Origin of the sequence: Kribbella polygonati, assembly GCF_050320105.1 — a bacterium.
In the GTDB taxonomy this organism is placed as follows: domain Bacteria; phylum Actinomycetota; class Actinomycetes; order Propionibacteriales; family Kribbellaceae; genus Kribbella.
Genome location: NZ_CP190129.1, coordinates 3,520,246 through 3,542,209, shown reverse-complemented (window position 1 = coordinate 3,542,209; position 21,964 = coordinate 3,520,246). Strand labels below are relative to the sequence as shown.

At 69.6% G+C, this 21,964-nt stretch carries 15 protein-coding genes and 1 pseudogene; 9 read left to right on the top strand and 7 right to left on the bottom strand.

Annotated elements, in window-relative coordinates:
* Positions 1-159: 159 nt before the first annotated feature.
* Positions 160-3,867, top strand: coding sequence for a S8 family serine peptidase (locus ACQHIV_RS16805; RefSeq protein ID WP_427895342.1), 3,708 nt, complete (start codon positions 160-162; stop codon positions 3,865-3,867).
* A 42-nt stretch (positions 3,868-3,909) separates the two neighbouring features.
* Here ACQHIV_RS16805 and ACQHIV_RS16800 read toward each other — a convergent pair whose 3' ends face one another.
* Positions 3,910-4,860 carry a hypothetical protein gene (locus ACQHIV_RS16800; protein WP_427895340.1) on the bottom strand — a complete coding sequence of 317 codons (951 nt, stop codon included), beginning with the start codon at positions 4,858-4,860 and terminating at the stop codon, positions 3,910-3,912.
* A 79-nt stretch (positions 4,861-4,939) separates the two neighbouring features.
* On the bottom strand, positions 4,940-6,454 hold the full coding sequence (locus ACQHIV_RS16795; RefSeq protein WP_427895339.1) for an amidohydrolase family protein: 1,515 nt from the start codon (positions 6,452-6,454) through the stop codon (positions 4,940-4,942).
* A gap of 43 nt (positions 6,455-6,497) precedes the next feature.
* Between ACQHIV_RS16795 and ACQHIV_RS16790 the strand changes: the two genes are divergently transcribed.
* Positions 6,498-7,367 carry an exodeoxyribonuclease III gene (locus tag ACQHIV_RS16790; RefSeq protein ID WP_427895337.1) on the top strand — a complete coding sequence of 290 codons (870 nt, stop codon included), beginning with the start codon at positions 6,498-6,500 and terminating at the stop codon, positions 7,365-7,367.
* A 1-nt stretch (position 7,368) separates the two neighbouring features.
* Positions 7,369-8,475, top strand: coding sequence for a hypothetical protein (locus tag ACQHIV_RS16785; protein WP_427895336.1), 1,107 nt, complete (start codon positions 7,369-7,371; stop codon positions 8,473-8,475).
* On the opposite strand, the gene ACQHIV_RS16780 is transcribed toward ACQHIV_RS16785, so the two are convergent.
* Together ACQHIV_RS16780 and ACQHIV_RS16775 are read right to left on the bottom strand one after the other, a co-directional pair.
* On the bottom strand, positions 8,468-8,968 hold the full coding sequence (locus ACQHIV_RS16780; protein ID WP_427895334.1) for a mycothiol transferase: 501 nt from the start codon (positions 8,966-8,968) through the stop codon (positions 8,468-8,470). The two genes, ACQHIV_RS16785 and ACQHIV_RS16780, sit on opposite strands and share 8 nt — an antisense overlap.
* A gap of 28 nt (positions 8,969-8,996) precedes the next feature.
* Positions 8,997-9,578: a hypothetical protein gene (locus tag ACQHIV_RS16775; RefSeq protein WP_427895332.1), complete on the bottom strand. Its 582-nt coding sequence runs from the start codon at positions 9,576-9,578 to the stop codon at positions 8,997-8,999.
* A 24-nt stretch (positions 9,579-9,602) separates the two neighbouring features.
* Between ACQHIV_RS16775 and ACQHIV_RS16770 the strand changes: the two genes are divergently transcribed.
* Positions 9,603-10,328 carry a DUF5995 family protein gene (locus ACQHIV_RS16770; RefSeq protein WP_427895330.1) on the top strand — a complete coding sequence of 242 codons (726 nt, stop codon included), beginning with the start codon at positions 9,603-9,605 and terminating at the stop codon, positions 10,326-10,328.
* Here the strand turns inward: ACQHIV_RS16770 and ACQHIV_RS16765 are convergent.
* Positions 10,325-11,029 carry a M50 family metallopeptidase gene (locus ACQHIV_RS16765; protein ID WP_427895328.1) on the bottom strand — a complete coding sequence of 235 codons (705 nt, stop codon included), beginning with the start codon at positions 11,027-11,029 and terminating at the stop codon, positions 10,325-10,327. The two genes, ACQHIV_RS16770 and ACQHIV_RS16765, sit on opposite strands and share 4 nt — an antisense overlap.
* A 142-nt stretch (positions 11,030-11,171) precedes the next feature.
* Between ACQHIV_RS16765 and ACQHIV_RS16760 the strand changes: the two are divergent.
* A pseudogene (locus ACQHIV_RS16760) lies at positions 11,172-11,810 on the top strand (phosphatase PAP2 family protein); the annotation flags it as partial.
* A 20-nt stretch (positions 11,811-11,830) separates the two neighbouring features.
* Here ACQHIV_RS16760 and ACQHIV_RS16755 read toward each other — a convergent pair.
* Positions 11,831-13,957 (bottom strand): bifunctional SulP family inorganic anion transporter/carbonic anhydrase, encoded by a 2,127-nt coding sequence (locus ACQHIV_RS16755; RefSeq protein ID WP_427895326.1) that lies wholly within the window; start codon positions 13,955-13,957, stop codon positions 11,831-11,833.
* 180 nt (positions 13,958-14,137) lie between these two features.
* Here ACQHIV_RS16755 and ACQHIV_RS16750 point away from each other — a divergent pair, with 180 nt between their 5' ends.
* Positions 14,138-14,911 carry an SDR family NAD(P)-dependent oxidoreductase gene (locus ACQHIV_RS16750; protein WP_427895324.1) on the top strand — a complete coding sequence of 258 codons (774 nt, stop codon included), beginning with the start codon at positions 14,138-14,140 and terminating at the stop codon, positions 14,909-14,911.
* A 40-nt stretch (positions 14,912-14,951) separates the two neighbouring features.
* Here ACQHIV_RS16750 and ACQHIV_RS16745 read toward each other — a convergent pair whose 3' ends face one another.
* Complete coding sequence (locus tag ACQHIV_RS16745) at positions 14,952-16,952, bottom strand: fibronectin type III domain-containing protein (RefSeq protein ID WP_427895322.1); 2,001 nt, start codon at positions 16,950-16,952, stop codon at positions 14,952-14,954.
* Positions 16,953-17,158: 206 nt separating this feature from the next.
* On the opposite strand from ACQHIV_RS16745, the gene ACQHIV_RS16740 reads away from it, so the two are divergent.
* From ACQHIV_RS16740 to ACQHIV_RS16730, 3 genes are all read left to right on the top strand, one after another.
* A complete protein-coding gene (locus ACQHIV_RS16740) occupies positions 17,159-18,643 on the top strand; it encodes a lysyl oxidase family protein (RefSeq protein WP_427895320.1) in 1,485 nt (494 codons plus the stop codon).
* Positions 18,644-18,772: 129 nt separating this feature from the next.
* Positions 18,773-20,329 (top strand): N,N-dimethylformamidase beta subunit family domain-containing protein, encoded by a 1,557-nt coding sequence (locus tag ACQHIV_RS16735; protein WP_427895318.1) that lies wholly within the window; start codon positions 18,773-18,775, stop codon positions 20,327-20,329.
* Positions 20,326-21,882 (top strand): N,N-dimethylformamidase beta subunit family domain-containing protein, encoded by a 1,557-nt coding sequence (locus ACQHIV_RS16730; RefSeq protein WP_427895316.1) that lies wholly within the window; start codon positions 20,326-20,328, stop codon positions 21,880-21,882. The genes ACQHIV_RS16735 and ACQHIV_RS16730 overlap by 4 nt, the downstream gene beginning before the upstream one ends.
* Positions 21,883-21,964 lie beyond the last annotated feature (82 nt).

The following is a 21,964-nucleotide window of genomic DNA, read 5'->3' as shown; positions in this document are numbered from 1 at the left end:
AGTATTACAGAAAGCATATATACGCCGCAAGTTATAAATAGGGCAGGCGGCTACCCGACATGTCAGGTGATCGCCAGGACGATCCGTAGCGGCACCAGTCCGTCTCGGTGAGGCTTTCCGCCACCGGAACGAAATCCGGTTCGAAGGAGGGCCAGCCCCATGGCAACCAGAAGATCGATGCTGCTCGGTCTAGCGCTCACCGCCACCCTCGTGGTGCCGGGAACCGCGAACGCCGAGTCGCCGACGCCCGCGGTCGGAGTGACCAAGGCGCCGTCCCAGCAGTCGTCGACCAAGGTCACGCTGGTGACCGGCGACGTCGTCACGATGACGACCGTGGCCGGAACCCCAGCGGTGACGGTGACCCCGCACGCCGGGTCGACGGGCAGCTTCACCAGCTACTCGGTCGGCGAGGACGTCTACGTGATCCCGCAGGAGGCGGGACCGCTGATCGCGTCCGGCAAACTCGACCAGCAGCTGTTCAACGTCTCCGGGCTGATCGCCCAGGGGTACGACGACGCGCACACCAACGTGATCCCGATGATCGTCAGGTACGCCGGCCGGACGCTCGCGAAGGCCGCCCCGCCCGCGAGCACCAAGCTGAAGCGCGGCCTGCCGAGCGTCCGTGGTGCCGCGGTCACCGCCGACAAGGCGAGTACCGCGACGTTCTGGAACTCGATCGACGACAACGTCGGCAGGTCGGCGAAGCCGCAGCTGTCCGGCGGTGTCGACCACGTGTGGCTGGACCGCAAGATGCACGCGCTGCTGGACAAGAGCGTGCCCCAGATCGGCGCGCCGGACGCCTGGCAGGCCGGGTACGACGGCACCGGCGTCAAGGTCGCGATCCTCGACACCGGCGTCGACCTGACCCACCCGGACCTGGCCGGCAAGGTCGTCGAGAGCCAGAGCTTCGTCGCCGGGCAGACCGTCCAGGACGGCCACGGCCACGGCACGCACGTCGCGTCCACGATCGCCGGCAGCGGCGCCGCGTCCGGCGGCAAGTACAAGGGTGTCGCCCCGGGTGCCGAGCTCGTCATCGGCAAGGTGCTCTCCAACGAGGGCGAAGGCGCCGCCTCCGACATCGTCGCCGGCATGGACTGGGCCGCGCACTCCGGCGCCAAGGTCGTCTCGATGAGCCTCGGCGGTACGGCGGGGCCGAAGGAGGAGGACCCGCTGGTCGAGGCGGTCGACTCGCTGACCGCGCAGACCGGCGTACTGTTCACGATCGCGGCCGGCAACTCCGGCCCGGGTGCCTCGACCGTCGGCTCGCCCGGTGACGCCGACTCGGCGCTGACCGTCGGGGCGGTGGACAGCACCGACGCGATCACCTACTTCTCCAGCCGCGGCCCGGCGGTCGGCGGTTCGCTGAAGCCGGAGATCACCGCACCCGGTTCGGAGATCGTCGCGGCCCGCGCGGCCGGGACCAGCATGGGCCACCCGGTGGACGCCAACTACACGGCCGCGAGCGGTACGTCGATGGCGACCCCGCACGTCGCCGGCGCGGCCGCGATCCTGGCAGAGGAGCACCCGGACTGGACGCCGGCCCAGCTGAAGGACCAGCTGATCAGTACGGCGAAGACCACCGCCGACACGTCCGTGTACGCGCAGGGCGCCGGCCGCGTCGACGTCAGCCGCGCGTTCCGGCAGACCGTGGCCGCGTCGGGCGTCGTCGACTTCGGGATGCGTCCGTTCGGTTCGACCGACCCGGTCGTCAAGCAGCTCACCTACACCAACCGCGGCGACCAGCCGGTGACGCTCGAACTCACCCAGAAGGCTGCTGGTACGGCGGTTCCGGCCGGTACGTTCCAGCTCGGCGCGAGCTCCGTGACGGTCCCGGCGCACGGCACGGCCGACGTACCGGTCACGCTGACCGGCGGCACGATGGCCACAGGCACGTACGGCGAGCACGTGGTCGGCACGTCCGCGGACGGCGTCGTCGTCACCACAGCCGTCGGTTTCGAGCAGGACGTCCAGCGGTTCAACGTGACGATCGATGTGAAGGACCACGGTCAGCCCGTCAGCGAACACGCGTACGGCATGATCTTCGTCTTCGACCTGCAGACCGCGCGGCCCGCCGACATGTACTACTTCGAAGGCACCGCGGGCACGCTGACGCTGAACCTTCCGAAGGGCGAGTACGGCTTCGAGTCCGGCACCTACCGGTTCACGAAGGACTGGGGCCAGACCCGGCAGGTCGTGTACGGCGCCGAGTCCGGGGTCGTATTGGACGCCGACAAGTCGCTGACGTTCGACGGCAGCCAGGCGCACCAGGTCGGGCTCACGTCGCCGAAGCCGAGCCAGGTCGACCAGGCCCGGATGAGCATGTCGTTCGCCAGCGACAACAACCCGTTGCGGTACGAGCTGCAGTCGGACGTGGCGGGATACACCAAGCTGTTCGCGATCCCGTCGACCGGTAAGAAGGAACTGCTCGAGCACCGCCTGCACTTCTCCGCGACGGAGCCGATCCTCGCGGCCCAGCTGGTCGGCAAGGGTGCGTTCCCGATCGCGCCGGAGTACATCGGCGGCTGGACCGGCTCGAGCAAGATCGTCGGCACCCGGCTGTTCCGCCCGGTGAACGCGGGCACGGGCCGCCCGGAGGACTTCACCGCCGCGGTCCGCGGCAACCTCGCGCTCGTCAAGCGCAGCGACGAGCTCGGCACCAGCCAGGTCGTCGCGAACGCGGCCGCCGCCGGCGCAGGTGCGGTCGTCATCTACAGCGACGTACCGGGCGAGTGGGGGACCGCGGTCTACACGCACAAGGAGACTGCGATCCCGGCGCTCACGCTGTCGGGTGAGCAGGGGGCGAAGCTGGCGGCGCTTGCCGCGCAGGGCAACGTCAAGCTGCTGTTCCAGGGCAAGGCGATGCCGTCGTACAGCTACGAGGTACTGAAGACGCAGGCCGGCATCTCGGCGAACCAGCAGTACCGGGCCGACCCGCGGGAGCTGGCGACGGTCAACGACCGCTTCTACGCTTCCACCCCGGCGACCGAGGGTGGCTTCTCCCGGGCAGTCATCTCGGACAAGCAGACGTTCCTGGTCTCGACCCTCGTGCGTACGACGATGCCGCGGGCGCTGACGGAGTACGTGAGTTCCGGGGTACGCACGTTCGAGACCGTGGCGGCTGCGCCGGTCTGGGAGCTGCTGCCCGGCATCATCCAGACCTACCCGGTCGTTCTGAAGCCCGGGCAGGTCACCGACCGTGCCTGGAACAAGGCCGTGGTCCGGTCCGCGATCACGGAGTACCACCCGTACGGGACGCTGCGGCTGGGCGATCTCGGCAGTGTGGACATCGCTCCGCTGCTCGCGATGGAGACCGGTCAGTGGGGTACGCCGCTGAGCCTGCTGGAGACCAAGAAGCTCACGGTCTACCGGGACGGTCAGCTGGTCGGGTCTGCGCCGTGGATGTCGGTCAACTTCCCGATGGTCCCGGAGCCGGCGACGTACAAGTTGGTGACCGAGGTGTCGCGGGACCTGCCGTGGTGGACGACCTCGACCAAGGTGGACAGCGCGTGGACGTTCCGGTCGGAGTACACCGAGCGCGGCGCGTTGCCGGTGATGTCGATCGACTACGACCTGAACGTTGCCCTCGACAACAGTGTGCGGGCCGGGCAGGCCAGCACCCTGGGCCTGGCCTTCCGGAACCCGGCCGGCGTCGCCGCGCCGCACCTGAAGGACGTCAAGGTGTCGGCGTCGTACGACGACGGCGCGACCTGGAAGCAGGTCACGGTACGCCGGACCGGTGACGCCGGCGCCACCGCCGTCCTGCAGAACCCGCGGACCGCCGGGTTCGTCACGCTGAAGGTGCAGGCCACGGACGTCGACGGGACCGCGGTCGAGCAGACCGTGACCCGCGCGTACCGGGTGCGCTAGCAAGCCGAGTGGCCCCACCTCGAGCAGGAGGTGGGGCCACTCTCACGGCGCGATCAGCCCGGAGCGGGCGGCGTACCAGGCCAGCTGCATCCGGCTGTCGGTGCCGGACAGTTCCATCAGTCGTTTGATCCGGCGCTGCACCGTCCGTTCGCTGGTCCCGAGCCGTGCCGCGGCCGACTTGTCCGGCATCCCGGACAGCAGATAGGTGAGCAGCTTGATGTCGAAGTCGTCCCAGGCCGGACCGCCCTCGACCAGGCTGGTCGCGCTCAGCTGCAACGGTGTCGCCACCTGCCAGACCCGCTCGAACAGGTCGACGAGCAGTCGTACCAGCGACTGGCCGCGGACCAGCAGGAAGCCCGGATCGATGCCGGTCTGGTCCGGCAGCATCGGCAGCAGCACGATCTGCCGGTCCATCACGATCATCTTGCTCGGCAGTTCGTTGACGAGCCGGATCTGGTACCCGCCGGCCAGGAACCGCGCGATCTCGGCCGGTGTCCGCGGGTCCTCCAGCGCCGAGCGTTCGTACACGAACCGGTACGACGGCACGTCGGTCGTCACCTCGAGGTCGCCGTCGAGTACATACGGCGGCTTGAAGAACGCGAGCAGTTCCTGTTTCGCCCCGCGCTCGATGTTGTCGACCCAGGTCGCCAGCTCCTCCGGCGTGGTCAGCGCCTCCACCTCGCTCATCGCCGACGCCGCACCCGTGCGGTACACGTCGGTCAGCTCGGCCAGCCGCCGCTGCGCCTGTTGCAGCGTCGTCTGCTGCTGTACGACGAGAGTCCCGAGACCGACGTCCGGAGGTACGGCGTTGTGCAGGCCGGTGCCGTCGCCGATGGCGAGCCCGAGCCCGGCGAGCCGCGTCAGCGCCCCCGTGACCGCTTCGACCGGTAACTGGACGGCGGTGCTCAGCTCGTCCGCCGTCGCGCGCCGGCGACGCAAGAGTTCCACATAGACGCATTCGTCCTGCTCACCCACGCCCAGCCCCTGCAGCATCCTCGACCCCACCCTCTGCGCACACGAAGGACAATGGCGGGACGCTACCCTGAATCGGCCAGAGATCCGATGTCTTGTCTCATGTATAGGAGCGCAGGCCGCTGAGCAGGCCGTGATGGAACGGATTCGCGTCGACCTCGTCGAACCAGGTCGGACCTGTCGTCAGCGGTTCGAGCGGCGGGACGGCGACCGGAGCCGGTGCGGCGGCGGCCGCTCCGCGCCGCCCGAGGTCCTCGTCGAGCTCCGGGGCGGGCATGTCCGGCAACAGCACGAACGAGTCCGCTGGCACGCCCAGGCCGTCCGCGGCGGCGAGGGCGGCGAACGTGCCGGCGGCCCGGTTGGCGGCCGTGCCGGGGTCGGCGCGGACCTTCTCGAGGTCCGCGACGACGCTCGTCCAGGTCACCGCCGGGTCGCCGTAGTCGATCATCCGTGACAGTCGCCCCACCCGGATCGGCGTCGCCGCCGGCGCGAGCGGCTTCATCAACGCGGGCAGCCCGTAGCGAGCCCGGCCGCCGATCACGACGAGCCGGATGTCGGCCTCGGTGGCGGCGATCAGGCTGCGGTACGGGTCGGTCGCGCGGCGGCGTACGACGATCAGGTCGGCGAGGGCGCCGGGTGCGAGCCGGCCGACCGGACGCGGCCAGACCTCGGTCAGCGCGTCGCCGGGGTTCGACGTCAGCATCCGGACCAGGTCCTCGTCGGTGAAGACCGCCTCGGTCCGGTTCCACAGGTCGGCCACCTTCACCTCCCAGAGCACGTTCCGCGTCCCGGACGGGCCCCAGTCCGAGCCGAGGCACAACCTCACCCCGGCCGCGTGGGCGGTCCGCACGTCCGCGGTCGCGCCGTACAGCCAGAGGTTGGAGAACGGTGACCAGACCATGCTGGAGTTCCCGGCTTTCAGCGCCGCGAAGTCGTCCGCGTTCAGCGCCGTACCGTGGATCGCCACCAGTTGCGGCTTGACCACGCCGACGTCCTCCAGGAGCCGGAACTCAGACCGCAGCTTCGGGTCCGAGCCCTCCGCCGAATGCGCGATGAACCCCCGGCCCGCCGCCACCGCGGTCGCGTACGGCGTCAGCGCTTCCTTGCTGTCGGCAACGAGTGTGCTGACCCGGATGAAGTCGTCGTGGGTGCCGAGCTTCTCGGAGTCGACGTTGCGCACCAGGTCGTTGTCCGGCGGTACGGCGCCGCGCGGGTTCCCCTGGATGGACGTCGTACCGCCGACGATCGCGCGGGTCTCGACGTACCGGAGCAGCGCCCGCCCCGCCGCGGCGCCGAGCAGCCGCGCGGGCTGACTGATGCAGGAGCTGTACGTCGGCGCGCCGCCCCACTGGTTGTGCGACGTCCACGGCACCTTCCGCGACGGCTCCGTCCACAGCGGCAGGCTGTTGTACATCAAGTGACTGTGCAGATCGATCAGCCCGGGCAGGACGAGCCCGCCGGCCGCGATCCGCGGCGCGCCCCCGAACCCGTCCGGCACCGGATCCAGCGGCGCCACCGCCGCGATCAGCCCGTCGTCCCCGACGTACACCTCGCCGCCGGCGACGACCTCCCCACCCGGGCGCATGGTCACCACTGTTCCGCGCAGCACGAACATGTTTCCCCCTCCCACAACCCCGTTCCCAAGCTACCTTTGTCGGATGCGAGTGGCGACGTGGAATGTGAACTCGGTGAAGCAGCGGATGCCGCGGTTGCTGGACTGGCTCGACGAGCGGCAGCCGGACGTCGTCTGCCTGCAGGAGACGAAGCTCGCGGACGACGCGTTCACGAAGCTGCTCGGTGCCGAGCTGACCGGCCGCGGGTACGAGTTCGGCCTGTACGGCGAGCCGCAGTGGAACGGGGTCGCCCTGTTGTCGAAGGTCGGCCTCGAGAACGTCGTGACCGGCGTCGCCGGTGCGCCGGGGTTCCCGAATCCGGAGGCCCGCGCGGTGGCCGCGACCTGCGGCGGGATCCGGATCCATTCGCTCTACGTGCCGAACGGCCGCGAGCCGGACTCCGACCACTACCGCTACAAGCTCGCCTGGCTGGCGGCGCTGACCGAGGTGGTCGCGAACGGCCCGGCCGACCAGATCGTCTGCGGCGACATGAACATCGCCCCGGCCGACGCCGACGTCTTCGACCCGGCGGCGTACGTCGGGCAGACACATGTCACGCCGCCCGAGCGGCAGGCGCTGGCGGAGCTGATGGCCGCGAAGGATCTGCACGACGTGGTCCGCGACCGCTGGCCGGAGAACCGGATCTTCAGCTACTGGGACTACCGCGCGGGCATGTTCCACCAGGACCTCGGGATGCGGATCGACCTGATGCTCGCGACCGAGGGCGTCGCGGACCGGGTCAAGGCCGCGTGGATCGATCGGAAGGCGCGCAAGGGCACCGGGCCGAGCGACCACGCGCCGGTGATCATCGACCTGGACACCGCGCCGGACGGCGACATCGGCCCGGTCGTACCGCCGCCGTCCGCGCCGCGCACGGGCCGCAAGCGCACCACCACGTTGCCGCAGAGCCGCTGACATGCGCCGGTTCGCCGTGGTCGCGATGCTGCTGCTCGCGACCCTCACCGCCTGCAGCGAGAAGCCCAAGAGCATCGCGTGGACGAAGGTCGACGTCGGCCCGGCCGATCCGGTCACGCTGACCGCGCACGACAACCAACTGCTGGTCGGCCTGCGGCACCGCGGCGCCAAGGTCGTCCCCGAGCTCGAGCTCCTCGACAACGGCAAGCGGCTGCCGATCGCGGTGCAACCCAACCCCGCCAGCCCGTACGCGTTCGAGGCGATCTGGTACTCGATCGCGTACGACGGCAAACAACTCCTCGCACTCGGGGGAGCCGCCGGCGGCGCGCACTCGAACACCCGCTGGACCGTCTGGACCGGGACGCCGCAGACCGGCCTGGTCGAGCACCCGCAGAACTTCTTCACCTTCGGCGGGCAGACCGCGGGCGACCTGTACAGCGCCGTCCTGACGCCGAGCGGCAGCGCACTGCTCGGCTCGTGGGGCGGCGTACAGACCGGGAACGACGCGATGGTCTGGCTGCCGCAGAGCAACGGCATGTGGACGCGGCAGGATCCTTCGAAGACCGCGCTGCAGAGCACTCCGTCGCTGCTGGTCGGTCCCGGGTTCGGTACGACGCTCGGCGACAGCATCGTCCTCGTCGGCTCGCAGGTACGGCTCGCGCCGGGCGTCGTCGCGCAGGAGGCCGCGGTCTGGCGTTCGGCCAAGCTCGACACCGGCTGGAAGCGGATCGTGCTGCCCGAGCCGGGCGGCCGCAGCCAGGCGAACACGGCGACCTGTACGACGGACTGCGTGATCTCCGGGTACGCCGACGGTCAGCTCGCGCTCTGGCAGCTCGACGCGTCCGGGACCGCGAAGCGGCTGCACGGCGTACCGGCGATCCCGGTGGGGGACAAGGACAAGCTGCCGCCGCCCGTGGTCGACAACGGCAAGATCGTCCAGGTGGTTGCCCAGGACAACAAGGTGAAGGTGCTCAGCGGTCAGGACGGGCACTGGACCGTGCAGGACTCGACCGGGCCGTCGGGTGCGCCGACGGCCGCCGCGCTGCTGCCGGACCACAAGCTCTACCTGATCGCCGGCACCTCCGTCTGGCAGACAACGCTCAGCTGAGCAGACCCTTCACGTACGCTGCCTGACCGGAGTGCTGCGCGCAGTCGTCGATCACGCTGACGAGCCGGACGCCGAGCGTGACCGGCGGGTTCCACCGGCGATCGACGATCCGGTCGAGGCCCTCGTCGGTCACGGTCTTGAGGAACTCGGCGGTACGCGCGTGGACGGCGTCGTAGTACCCGAGCAGTTGATCCGCGGACAACCGCACCAGCGCGACCTGCTCGGACGTGTGCGCGTAGCCCGTGTCGGCCGCGTCCAGCGGCAGCCCGAGCCGCGCGTGCCACCCGTCCGCCGTGTAGACCTGCTCATACCCGCCCGCGTCCGCCAGGTGGTCGTCCTGCACCCGCGTCAGGTGCCACACCAGCCAGGCGATCGAGTTCGCCGTCGGCCCCGGACGGGCTGCGAGCGTCTTGTCGTCGAGGCCCGTCACGACGTCGTGCAGGACCTCCTGCACCCGGCTATGTGCGTCAAGCAGCACTTCACTCGTCTTCATACGCCCACCGTAGACCGCCCGTCCGACACTAACGCTCGACAGCGGTACGCAGCGCCGCGTACGAGGCGACGAGCGTACGGCGCTCCGCCGCGAGCAGCGGGTTGTCGCGGTCGCACCCGGAGCGGACCCACCGGTCCGACAGGTCCATCGCGTCGACCCGTCGCTCGGCGGCCCGGCGTACGGCGTCCCGCTCGACGCAGTACACGTACGAGTAGAGGTCGACGAGCGCGGTGACCAGCTGTTCCTCGGTGACGTGCTGGGAGTGCTGGTGCGCCCGGTGCACGCGCCACCACTCGACCTCCAGCCGCGCGGCCTCGACCGGCTCCAGCGAGAGCGTGCCGGAGAGCGCGACATGCTCGTAGAAGCGGCGCATGTACGCCCGGGCCGCGTCCGGGCGGTTGTCCGGGTACGGCGCCCACGCCTGGTTGGCACGCAGCACGCACCAGGCGCCGGCAAGCGTCCGGTACGCCGGCATGCCGAACCCCGCGGCGACCATCCCGACCGCGGCGGTGAGGACCGTCGGCCACTCGTGCCGGTAGTACGCGGCCCAGGCGTCCGTCTCGTGGTTGCCGACAAGCACCGGATCGAAGGAGAGTGGACCTGTTCGCATGTGTCCCTCCTCGGGGGAGGTCCGATGAACGATGGTAGTCCGATCGCGGACGTGGTGGCGCGGATGCGGGAACGGCTCGACGAGCTGCCGCCGGAGCTCGCCCAGCGGCGGTTCTTCCTCGGGACCTACCTGCGGACGACCCAGGCCGTCGGGCAGGCGATCGACCGGGCGCGGTTCGAGGATCCGGAGTGGGTCGAGCGCTGGGACGTGACGTTCGCGGAGCTCTACCTGCAGGCGCACGACGGCGAGCTGATCGCGCGTCCGTGGCGGTTGGCCTTCGACGCGCCGGAGACGCTGCCGCCGTTGGGGCATGTGCTGCTCGGGATCAACGCGCACGTGAACTACGACCTGCCGCAGGCGCTGCTCGCGGTGATCAGCGACGACGATTTCGAGGACCGGCACCTGATGGACCGGCGCCGGCGCGACCACGAGCGGATCGACGGCGTGCTCGCGGAGCGAGTCGGGGCGGAGGACGACGAACTGGCCGCGAGCAGTGCGCGGAGCCTGGTGGACCGCGTACTGACGCCGCTCAACCGGCTGGCCTCGCAGCGGTTCCTCCGCGAGTCACGGCAGAAGGTGTGGCACAACACCGAGGAGCTCCAGCGGGCCCGTCTCGACGGCACCTACGACAAGCGACTGGCCGAGCTCGAAGTGCTGAGCGCCGCGAAGGTCGCCGACCTGCTGCGACCGGGGCAGGTCCTGTTACGCCTTGCTGTAACGGGTTTCGGTGTCACGCTGCCGCCGCCTTAACCCGGCAGCACACCCGACCACACGACGCCGAGCGCCAGACAGCCGAGCGTCACCAGGCCGAACACCCCGACCCACATCAACGCCGGTACGCCGGTCAGCCGCCGGAGCTGGTCGGCGTCCGAGCTCCGCCCCTGCCCGCGCCGCCGCGAGTACTGCAACTCCAGCACCGCACGGGGTGCCGCCAGCAGCAGGAACCACGTCAGCAGATGCGCGAACGTCGTCTGCACCGAGGTCGAGCCCCACCACGTCACACCGAAGACCACCGCGCCGAACACGAGGACGGACCACAGCCCGAACAGGTTCCGGATCTGGAGCAGCAGGATCACCAGCGCGAGCAGCAACCCCCAGAGCATGGCAACGGCGTACCCGCGGCTGAGCACGAACGCGGCAGCCAGACCGAACAGCGCCGGTCCTGGGTAGCCGGCCAGCAGTACGGCGATCATCCCGCCGCCGGTCGGCTTGCCCCGCGACACCGTCACGCCGGAGGTGTCGGAGTGCAGCCGGATCCCGGACAGCTTCCGGCCGACCAGCGCCGCGATCAGTCCGTGCGCCCCCTCGTGTGCGATCGTCACGACCTGCCGCGTGTACTTCCAGACCGGCCGCCACGCGATCAGCAGCAACGCGACCACGCCGGTCCCGATCACCAACCGCAGCGACGCCTCGGGCTGCACCGACGTGATGTTGCTCCAGAACTCCTTCACCCGCCCATCCTTACAGGCAGGTGGGTGCTACCTCGGGACAGTGGAATTTCAAGGGGCTGTGAGGAGGTTCATATTCTTCGCAACTATCAGCAGATCGCGATAATTTGGAAAGAACGAACGTTCGGTTTGAGCTGGGGGCGGCATGGCGCAGGCGACGCTGGAGCGGGTGGGGCAACCGGAGCTGCCGGAGCTGGGGAGGCAGCGTGGGGTCTGGCGGATCGTTCGGGAGATCGGGTTGCTGGCGGTGCTGTTCGGGGTCTACAACCTCGGCCGGTTTCTCTCCGCCGAGCATGCCGGCGCCGCGTTCAAGCACGCGGACGAGCTGATCCGCTGGGAGGCCTGGCTGGGGTTGCCGAGCGAGGCGTCGCTCCAGCAGCACGTGCTGCAGGTCGACGGCCTCGCCCGGGCTGCCAATCTCTTCTACGCGGGCGTGCACTTCCCGCTGACGGCGGTCGTCCTGCTCTGGCTGATGATCCGCCGCCCGGCGCAGTACGGGAAGGCGCGTTGGGCGCTCGCCGCACTGACCGGGCTGGCGTTGATCGGGCACATGACCTTCCCGCTGGCCCCGCCGCGGATGATGCCGGGCTGGGTGGACACCGGCGTACAGCTCGGCCAGTCGGTCTACGGACCCAGCACGGACTCCGGGATCGCGAACCAGTTCGCCGCGATGCCCAGCCTGCACGTCGGCTGGGCGTTGATGGTCGCGGTGTTCATGATCCGCGCGACCCGTTCACGATGGCGCTGGCTGTGGGTCGCACACCCGTTGCTCACGTTCACGGTCGTCGTGGTCACCGCGAACCACTACTGGCTGGACGGCCTGGTCGCGATCGCGCTCGCCGTACCGTTGCTCCTGATCTTCAACAGTTCCTCGTCCGCGCGGACCAGGAACGGCGGCCGGTCCACGACCGACAACGCGGTCGCGCTGCCGAGGTCGAACCACAACCCGATCAGCTCCAGGCGTCCTTGCTCCTCGGCCCGGCGGACCGAGGGGAAGGTGCGCAGGTTCTCCAGTTGCAGGGCCACGTTGGCGACCGACAGCTTGTCCGCGGCCGGCAACGTCGCACCGGTCGCCGGGTCGCGGACGTCGGGCAGCCCGACAGCCCGCCGGATCGACGGCTCCAGGTGCCGCAACCAGCTCTCCAGCCCGGATCCTTCGGGTACGTCGGCCGCGAGCGCGGCGGCCGCGGCGCCGCAGCAGGAATGACCGCAGACCACGATCGACCGGACACCGAGGACGTCGACGGCGTACTCGATCGCGGCGTCCACCGAGCTGCTGTTCGATCCCTTCGGCGGCACGAGATTCCCGATGTTCCGGACGCAGAACTGGTCGCCGGGACCGCTGGTGGTGATCATCGTCGGCACGATCCGCGAGTCCGCGCAGGTGATGAACAGGTGCGCCGGCCGCTGCCCTTCGGCCGCGAGCTTCGCGAGCAGCGTCTTCAGCGGGATGTCGTCGAGCTGCTCCGCGACCCCGTCGCGATGCACCTCGACCGAGCCGCCGCGCGCGATGTGCCCGGTCCGCCAGTCCTCGAGAGCTTCGTACGCCGCATGGTCGAGATGATCGACCCGCAGCTCGACCCGCACCGCGGCGCCGGCCGGGATCGCCCGCAGCGTCCGGACGAGTGACGCGACGCCGAGGAACACCAGCGCGCCGCCGATCCGCACCGTCCACAGGCCGTTCGTCTCCGAGGCGGTGACGGTCGCGCGGGCCAGCCGGAACAGCACCCGCGCGATCGCGAGCACCAGCCCGAGCAGGACGCCTTCGGCCAGTCCCAGTACGCCGACGCCGATCGCGGTCACGACGTACACGAGGAGTTCGTCGTGGCGGCGGAGTGTGCGGATGTGGGCGAGCTGCACCAGGCGCAGGCCGGTCACCAGCAGTACGCCGGCCAGCGCGGCCATCGGGATCAGTTCGAGCATCGCGCCCGCCGCGAGGACGAACGCGGCGATCCACAGGCCGTGCAGGATCGCCGACGCGCGGGTCCGCGCACCGGCCGCGACGTTGGTGGAGGAGCGCACGATCACGCCGGTGACCGGCATTCCGCCGAGCGCGCCGGAGACCGCGTTGGCCGCGCCCTGGCCGATCAGTTCGCGATCGAGATTGCTCCGGGCGCCGCGATGAAGCTTGTCGACGGCAACGGCCGACAGCAGCGACTCGACACTCGCGACCAGCGCGATCGTCAGTACGGCGGTGCCGATCTCGAGCGCCGAACCGTGCGGCAGTTTCGGCAGGATCAGGCTCTGCAGCGGGTTGTCCGGCAGGTCGACCCGGGTGACGTCCGGCATCGCGACGGCGGCCAGCGCGGTGACCGCGACGACGGCCACCAGCGGTGCCGGAATCACCGTGATCCTGGGGATTCTGGGCCACACCAGCACGATCGCGACCGTCAGTACGCCGACCGCGACCGAGTGGCCGTGATGCGTGATCAGCTGGGCGGGAAGCGCGGTCACGTTGGCGATCAGCGAGCTCTGCGCCTTGCCGCCGAGGACGACGTGCAGCTGCTGGACGGCGATCGTGACGCCGATCCCGGCAAGCATGCCGTGCACGACGGCAGGGGAGAGTGACAAAGCGAGCCGGCCGATCCGGGTGATGCCGAGCAGGATCTGCAACAGGCCGGCGGCGCAGGTGATGGCGGCGGTCGCGGCCCAGCCGAACTGGTTGACGAGGTCCGCGACGACCACCGTGAGGCCGGCGGCCGGGCCGCTGACCTGGAGCGGGGAGCCGCCGAGTGCTCCGGCGACGACGCCGCCGACCACCGCGGCCACCAGGCCGGCGATCAGTGGGGCGCCGGACGCGGCGGCGATCCCGAGCGAGAGGGGGACGGCGATCAGGAAGACGACAAGGGAAGCGGGGACGTCGTGGTGCAGGAAGTCCTTCCAGGGCAGGCGTTTGCGCGCACTGGGAGGCGAATGGGAAGTGGTCGGCACGAGGGATTCCTCCGGCGTCGGTGCTCAGTGCGATGGCGTGGGCATCAGGCGTCGAAACTAAAAGTGTCGATCTGGTCACTCATCGTACTGAGCCGTTCAAGGGCAGAACAGCGATCGGGCGAAATTGTTGCCCTGGGCGCCGAAGATGACGATCCTTCAGCCGCGCGTAGACTCGCCGCCATGGAGCTGGAACTGACCGGGAAGACCGCCGTGGTCACCGGAGCGAGCAAAGGCATCGGGCTGGCCTGCGTCGAGGCGCTGGCGCGCGAAGGCGCCGACGTGATCGGCATCTCCCGCGACACCGGCAACCTGACGAAGGCGCAGGAGACGCTGGCCGCGAAAGGGCTGAGCTTCCGGGCGGAGGCGGTCGACCTGACCGACGCGGACGCGACCCGCGCCGCGTTCGAGCGGATCGGCGTACCGGACATCCTGATCAACTGCGCGGGCGCGGCCCGCCGGACGCCGGTCGACGAGCTGGACAGTACGGCGCTGCACGCCGCGATGGACGCGAAGTACTTCACGTACATGCACGCGACCGAGGCGGTGATCCGCGGGATGGCCGAGCGCGGCAGCGGCGCGGTCGTGAACGTGGTCGGCCAGGGCGGCCGGTCGGCGAACCCGCTGCACATCGGCGGCGGCGCGGCCAACGCGGCGCTGATGCTCGCCTCCGTCGGCTACGCGAAGGCGTACGCCGGCCAGGGCGTCCGGGTGAACGTGATCAACCCCGGTACGACGCGCACCGGCCGCGTCGACGAGGGCCTCGAGGCCGCCGTCCGCGCCACCGGCCGGCCGAAGGACGACCTGCTCGAGGACCTGGTGCGCGACATCCCGATGGGCCGCGTCGGCGAACCCGAGGAGGTCGCCGACGTCGCGGTGTTCCTGGCCTCACCGCGGGCCAGTTACGTGACCGCCTCGATCATCACGATGGACGGCGCCACCACGGCCGGCATCTGAGGGGTGCGGGGCCGGCCCTGGTGGTGCCGGCCCCGCGGCTTCAGATGGTGATCCAGTCGATGTCAGCGATGTAGCCGTTCGGATTGCTGACCTTGATCGAGTTGGACCCGGCGGTGAGCTTCATCGGCAGGTAGGTGACCTGCGGCGTACCCCAGTCGTTGTCGCCGAGGCCGCTGTAGTTCACCCAGTAGCTGTCGGACCCGTTGACCGTGAGCATGCTCTGCCGGCTGGTGTCGCCGTCGGTGTAGGCGATCTTCACCAGGTAGGTCCCGGTCTTCGGCACAGTGATGCCGTTCAGCGTCACCGTCGACCCGTACCCGATGTTGCCGATCTTCGCGCCGCCCGAGCAGAGCGAGCAGCCGGAGACGCTCGCGTCACCGGTCCGGGTACTGGTCGGCGCCTCCGCCTCGTACCGAACGGGTCCACCGGATGCCGACGTCAGCATCGTCACCGGCGCACTGGGTCCTTGATCGGCGCTGACGGAGAACGTGTACTCGGTTTGCGGAGAAAGACCAGTCACCACTGCCTGCGTGGTCCGGCTCGTCGCGACCTGCTTGCCATTGGCAAACACTTTGTACGACGTGGCGCCGGCGGTCGGCCGCCAGTTCAGGGACACCGACGTACTGCTGACGTCGGTCGCGGTCAGGCCGGCCGGGATGTGCCGGCCGTTCGGCATGATCTTGTAGAGCTTGGAGCCGTGCGCGGGCAGCTCGGCGCTGACGGAGCCGGACACGTTGCCGGTGGTCCGGTTCGCCCAGATGTCGCGGACCGCTGCCCGGCCGTCGATGCCGAGCTGGGCGAAGTTTCCGGTCACGGTCGCGGGGGAGTCGGCCAGGTTGAAGAGGGCGACCGTCGTACTGCCGTCGGTGTTCTGCGCGTACCAGACCTGCTGCAGCTGGTTCTGGTTCAGCGGGCGGGCCGGCGTACCGGACTGGTCGATCGCGATCACCTCGCGGTTCGTCAGCAGCTTCAGCCCGTACGCGTCCAGCTTGGTCAGGTCGTCACCGGCGAACAGCGGCGCCGAGTTGATCGCCCAGAACGTCAGGTACGACTGGCGTTCCGCGTCGGTCAGGCCGTCCATCGCGCCGACGCCGACGTTCAGCGCGTCGAGGTTGTTCCAGTGCCCCGGGCCGGCGTCGTCGATCCACTGCGTGACGTCCCACCAGCGGGCCTTCACCGAGCTGTCCCACTTGACGATCGTGTCGCAGTAGCACTCCACGTCGGTGTCGATCCGCCAGCCGTTCGAGTTCGCCTTCCACACGTCGGCGTACCGGTGGCTGAGCGACCAGGACAGCGTGTACTGCATCGGCCGGCCGGCGTTCTGGACCGCGCGCCACCAGGCCTCGACGTCGGCGGTGTTGTTGTGGTTCGGGTCGTCCGGCGCACCCTTCCAGGAGCCCGGTCCGACGCCGTCCATCTTGATGAAGTCGACGCCCCAGGACGCGAACAGCTTGGCGAGCGAGTCCGCGTACTTCTGCGCGCACGGGCTCGCGTAGTCGATCTTGTACGCCGCGTCCCAGCCGTTCGTCTTCCGCAGGTCCGGGTAGACGATGTCCCGGGTGAAGCAGCCGGGCGCGTCGTAGATCGGCGTGTTGCCGTCGCGGTACACGTCCGTACCGAGACCGACCGTGGTGTAGATCCCGAACTTCAGGCCGAGCTTGTGGATGTCGTCACCGAGCGCCTTCATCCCGCGCGGGAAGCGCTTCGCCATCGCGACCGGGCGGCCGTACTCGTCACCGCCGTCCTGCCAGCCGGCGTCGACGTTGACGTATTCGTAGCCGTACGGCTTGAGCTTGGTCGCCAGGGCCTGTGCCTGGGTGAGGATGTTCTTCTCGCTGATGAAGCTGCCCGGGCCGTCGGGGTTGACGCCCGGGTAGTTGGTGGATTGCAGGCTCCAGCTGCTCCAGCCCATGTAGGGCTTCGCGGCGACCTGCGGGTAGGTGGGCGGTTGCTGGTCCTGGAAGGCATCGGCCGGGCCGGCCGCGGCCGTCACCAGCGCGACGGCGGCCAGCAGAAACGAAGTACGACGTCTCAAATGCATAGGAACGTCCTCCGGGGGAGGAGTGAGCGGACCCTGCCGAGCCTAGGGCGGCTTAATTTACGAGGTCAAGTATTCGGGTGTCGTGACTTGCTGTGACACGACTGCCATCGAACCTTGATCAACTTCCGCACCGTGCCGGGTCGTCGTACCAGCAGCAGGCCGGCTCGTGAGGATGCCGGCCGGATGTACGAGGGGGTTCCATCATCGTGAACGGAAGAAGACTCGGCCGGGGCGTCGTCGCCGCGGCCGGGGCGGCCGGACTGGTCGCACTCGCCGCTGCCGGGGCATCGGCCGCAACATCGGGTACAGCAGCGGGTACGGCGCGACCGGCGCTGAAACTGGTTGCCGGGAGCATCGACGTGACGCTGGACAACTCGCCCGACTACGGGGTCGACCTCGACCTCGGGACGCACATGGTGGCCGGGAACGCGCCGGTCGAGGTGCGGGCCACGCGGGCGACGTACGCCTCGCCGGTGGTCGCGACGCTGTACGTGAACGGCAAGCCGGCCCGGCAGTTGCCGAAGGGGCTGGTGACGGACTTCTCCGGGCTGGGGAAGTTCCTGCACGTGACGATCACCGACGCGCACGGCAAGAAGGTTCTCGACAAGGACCAGACGGTCTGCCTCAACGGGGACGGCTCGCGGACCCGGCCGGACGCGCCCGCGACCTCGCCGTACCCGGCGGACTGTACGGCGAACCCGTTCACCCAGGGCGCGGTGTGGGGGCTGCAGACCGGGTGGTCGGTGCACACGTTCAACAGTGACGCCACGCCGGTACAGCTTGCCGTCGGCAAGTACAAGGCGGTCGTCACCGTGAACAAGGCGTACCGGGACTTCTTCAAGATCCCGGCGAACGACTCGTCGGTCAAGCTGAACCTGACCATCCAGAAGGCGCAGGACTGCCTTCGCGGGTGCTTCGGTGCCAAGAACGCGAAATCTCAGGCGCTGAAGGCGAATCCGGCCCGTCCGACCGGCACGGCGAGCGTGCCGAAGGGGCCGAAGCCGGACCTCCGGCCGGTGCCCGCGTGGGGGATCGAGGTCGCGCCGGGCGACGCGGGGACGCCGGACGCGAATAAGGACTTCCTGCAGTTCTCGGCCACCGTGTGGAACGCGGGTCCGTCGCCGCTGGTGCTGGACGGCTTCCGTCGTCAGGGCAAGGACCTGATGGACGCGTACCAGTACTTCTACGACGCGCACGGCAAGCAGGTCGGGTACCAGACGACCGGCACGCTGGAGTGGGACGGCCGGCCCGGCCACAACCACTGGCACTTCACCGACTTCGCGCGCTACAGCCTGCTGAACGCGAAGCAGACCGAGGTGGTGCGCAGCCAGAAGGAGGCGTTCTGCCTGGCCGCGACCGACGCCATCGACTACACGGTGAAGAACGCGAACTGGCACCCGTTCAACACCGACCTGCACACCGCGTGCGGCGACCACAGCTCGCTCTCGGTGCGTGAGGTCCTGGACGTCGGCAACGGGGACACGTACGTGCAGACGCTGCCGGGCCAGTCCTTCGACATCACCAACCTCCCCAACGGCACGTACTACGTCCAGGTGACCGCCAACCCGGAGCACCGCCTGTACGAGTCGAACACCGCCAACAACGTTGCCCTGCGCAAGGTCGTCATCGGCGGCACGTTGCACCACCGCACCGTCAAGGTGCCCCCGGTCGGCGTCATCAACATCCCCTGATGCCGCCGCTGCCGGTCCGCCTACCGGCACCCTCGCGCCCCCGGCCTTGATCCAGCCGGGGGCGCGAGTGGCTCTCAGCTTGTTCCAAGCCAGGCCCACCTATCTTCGAAACGACATGAGGAGGGGCCGATGCGCCGAGGTTTCGTCGCTGTCGTCGGGTCGTTGTCGTTGATTGTGCTCGCGGGATGTTCGGGCACCACCCCGGTGCGTTCCGCGGGTACGTCGATCCAGGTGCAGCACCATGCGAAGATGCGAGCGGGTTCGGTGGGCTGGGCCATCAAGGACTATCAGCTCGCCGGCGAGACCGACCTCGCCGGGTACACCGATCACGTCAGTGTCCGCAGCGGCCAGCCGTTCAAGCTGTACGTCTCGTCCTCCGACGGCAACTTCACCGTGCACGCCTTCCGGCTCGGCTGGTACGGCGGAACCGGTGCTCGCCTGGTCTGGACGTCGGCCGACGTACCGGGCGTGCAGCAGGCCAAGCCGGTGCTCACCCGGCTCCGGATGGTGACGACGAACTGGCGGCCGTCGCTCACGGTCCCGACGACCGGCTGGCTGCCGGGCGCTTACGTGCTGCTGCTGCGGGCCGCGAACGGCAAGGAGAAGTACGTGCCGATGGTGGTGCGTTCGGACTCGGCGCGGGACGCGGTGCTGATCGTCGACGCGGTCAACACCGAGGAGGCGTACAACGCGTGGGGCGGCTACTCGCTCTACCACGGCCCGCACGAGCAGCACGCCACCCGTTCGCTCGAGGTGACGTTCGACCGGCCGTACGACCTGAACGGTGCGCGAGGCCTGCTGAACTACGCGGCGCCGGTGATCCAGGAGGCGGAGCAGAGCGGCGTACGGCTGGCGTACGCGACCAGTGCGGACCTCGAGGCCGATCCAGGGCTGCTCGCCGGCGCGCGCGGGATCGTGTTCGGCGGGCACGACGAGTACTGGTCGCTCGGGATGCGCGCCGCGGTGACGAAGGCGCGCGACCACGGGACCAACCTGGCGTTCCTCGGCGCGAACTCGGTGTTCTGGCGGGTGCGGTACGCGCCGAGCCGGCTCGGGCCGCGGCGGGTGATGATCGGGTACAAGGACGCGCGGCTGGATCCGCTGAAGAACCGGCCGGACACCACGGTGCGCTGGCGCAGCGATCCGTACCCGGACCCGGAGAACAGCCTGACCGGCATGCTCTACGAGTGCTTCCCGGCGGTCGGTGCGTTCACCGTCCGCGACCCGGGGTTCTTCCTGTTCGCGGGGACCGGCGCGAAGGCGGGTACGGCGTACCCCGGGCTGATCGGCGACGAGGCCGACCGCGCCTATCCGATCGCCGGTACGCCGGCCGACCTGCAGGTGGTCGCGCACTCGCGGACGACGTGTGGGCCGCTGCACACGTACTCGGACGCGACGTACTACACGGTGCCGTCCGGGGCCGGGGTCTTCAGCACCGGGTCGATCGAATGGGTGCGGGCGTTGGCGGGCCCGGACGCGAAGGCGGGCGTCGGTCCGGCCGCGGTAGCGTTCGCGCGGGCCGTGACGTTGAACGTCTTCCGATCGTTGGCTGGGGGACCGTTGGGGCGGAAGCATCCGGCGCACGCGGACCTCGCGCCGCTGCACGAGTCGCCGTCGACGACCAACGGGACGGGCGGACCGGTCGGGAAGCCGGCCACATCGAAGGAGTTGCGATCCAAGGGGTGAGTAGCAGAGTACGGCGGGGGCTGGTTCTGGGTGTCGCGGTCCTGGTCCTGGCCGCCGGGTGCAAGTCCTCGGCCAAGCCGGCGGCCGCACCTTCGGCCGGTTCGAAGCCCTCGGTGACACCGACGGTCTCTACGGCGCCCAGCGTGGTGGCGGAGAACTCGAAGCCTGGGACGACGGCCTGGAAGATCGACACCGCGCGGATCGCCGGGCCGATGGAGCTGGCCGGGTACGCCGATCAGGTGCGGGTCCACAGTGGGCAGTCCTTCCGGCTGTTCGTCACGTCGACGGCCGGCGCGTTCACCGTGCGGGCGTTCCGGATCGGGTGGTACGGCGGGACCGGCGGGCGGCTGGTGTGGACCTCGCCGTCCGTCCCGGGGCACGCGCAGCCGGCGCCGACCGTACGGCCGTCCGACCACATGGTCAGTACGAAGTGGACGCCTTCGTTGACCGTATCAACGACCGGGTGGCCGGCCGGCGCGTACCTGTTGTTGCTCACGGCGGCGAACGGGAAGGAGAAGTACGTCCCGATCACGGTCCGGTCGGAGACGACCCGGGACGCGGTGGTGATCGTGAACGCCGTCAACACGTACGAGGCGTACAACGAGTGGGGCGGGTATTCGCTCTACAACGGGCCGGACAACTCGTTCGGGTCGCGCGCGCATCGGGTGACGTTCGACCGGCCGTACGAGGGGAACGGCGCGAAGACGCTGGTGCAGTCGGAGTTGCCGTTGATCCAGCTGGCCGAGCAGAGCGGCGTACGGCTCGCGTATCTGACCAGTGTCGACCTGGCGACCGATCCGAACGCGCTCGCGGGGGCGCGCGGGATGGTGTCGCTCGGGCATGACGAGTACTGGACGGTGGCGATGCGGGACGCCGTCACCAAGGCGCGGGACTCCGGGACGAACGTCGCGTTCCTTGGGGCGAACGCGGTGTATTGGCGGGTGCGGTACGAGAGCAACGATCGGGTGGTGGTCGGGTACAAGGACGCGAATCTCGATCCGTTGAAGAACCGTCCGGACACGACGGCGAAATGGCGGAGCAAGCCCGATCCCCGGCCGGAGAACTCCCTGACCGGAATGCTCTACGAGTGCTTCCCCGCCGAGGGGTCGTTCACGGTGCGGGACCCCGGGTTCTTCCTGTACGCCGGGACCGGCGCGACGAAGGGTTCGACGTACCCCGGGCTGGTCGCGACCGAGGTGGACCGCGCCTACCCGATCCCCGGCACACCGAAGAACCTCCAGGTGGTCGCACACTCCCCGGTGTCCTGCGGCCCGACGATCCACACGTTCTCGGACGCGACGTACTACACGGTCCCGTCCGGCGCTGGCGTCTTCGACACCGGCTCGATGAACTGGGTCCCGTCCCTGCACGGCCCCAACTCCAAACACGCCCTGACGATGCGAGAGGTCACCTTCGCCCGCAAACTGACCCTCAACCTCCTCCGCGGCATGGCCGCCGGCCCCCTCGGCCACACCCACCCCGCCACCGGCGACCTGGCAACCCTAGGCGCCTCCCCCTCCACCTCCACAGGCTCCGGCGGCACCGTCGGCTGACCTTTCCACCACGATGTGAGGCCTTGACCGGGCCTGCTGTGCTGATTACCTTCGAAGCACCCGCTGTGGGAAATCGATTTCT

Excerpts from the sequence above, each read along its gene's own strand:
- ACQHIV_RS16770 (WP_427895330.1), top strand. The coding sequence starts at position 9,603 with ATGAACGATGGTAGTCCGATCGCGGACGTGGTGGCGCGGATGCGGGAA.
- ACQHIV_RS16805 (WP_427895342.1), top strand. The coding sequence starts at position 160 with ATGGCAACCAGAAGATCGATGCTGCTCGGTCTAGCGCTCACCGCCACC.
- ACQHIV_RS16800 (WP_427895340.1), bottom strand. The coding sequence starts at position 4,860 with ATGCTGCAGGGGCTGGGCGTGGGTGAGCAGGACGAATGCGTCTATGTG.
- ACQHIV_RS16785 (WP_427895336.1), top strand. The coding sequence starts at position 7,369 with ATGCGCCGGTTCGCCGTGGTCGCGATGCTGCTGCTCGCGACCCTCACC.
- ACQHIV_RS16745 (WP_427895322.1), bottom strand. The coding sequence starts at position 16,952 with ATGCATTTGAGACGTCGTACTTCGTTTCTGCTGGCCGCCGTCGCGCTG.
- ACQHIV_RS16735 (WP_427895318.1), top strand. The coding sequence starts at position 18,773 with ATGCGCCGAGGTTTCGTCGCTGTCGTCGGGTCGTTGTCGTTGATTGTG.
- ACQHIV_RS16775 (WP_427895332.1), bottom strand. The coding sequence starts at position 9,578 with ATGCGAACAGGTCCACTCTCCTTCGATCCGGTGCTTGTCGGCAACCAC.
- ACQHIV_RS16790 (WP_427895337.1), top strand. The coding sequence starts at position 6,498 with ATGCGAGTGGCGACGTGGAATGTGAACTCGGTGAAGCAGCGGATGCCG.
- ACQHIV_RS16780 (WP_427895334.1), bottom strand. The coding sequence starts at position 8,968 with ATGAAGACGAGTGAAGTGCTGCTTGACGCACATAGCCGGGTGCAGGAG.
- ACQHIV_RS16750 (WP_427895324.1), top strand. The coding sequence starts at position 14,138 with ATGGAGCTGGAACTGACCGGGAAGACCGCCGTGGTCACCGGAGCGAGC.
- ACQHIV_RS16795 (WP_427895339.1), bottom strand. The coding sequence starts at position 6,454 with ATGTTCGTGCTGCGCGGAACAGTGGTGACCATGCGCCCGGGTGGGGAG.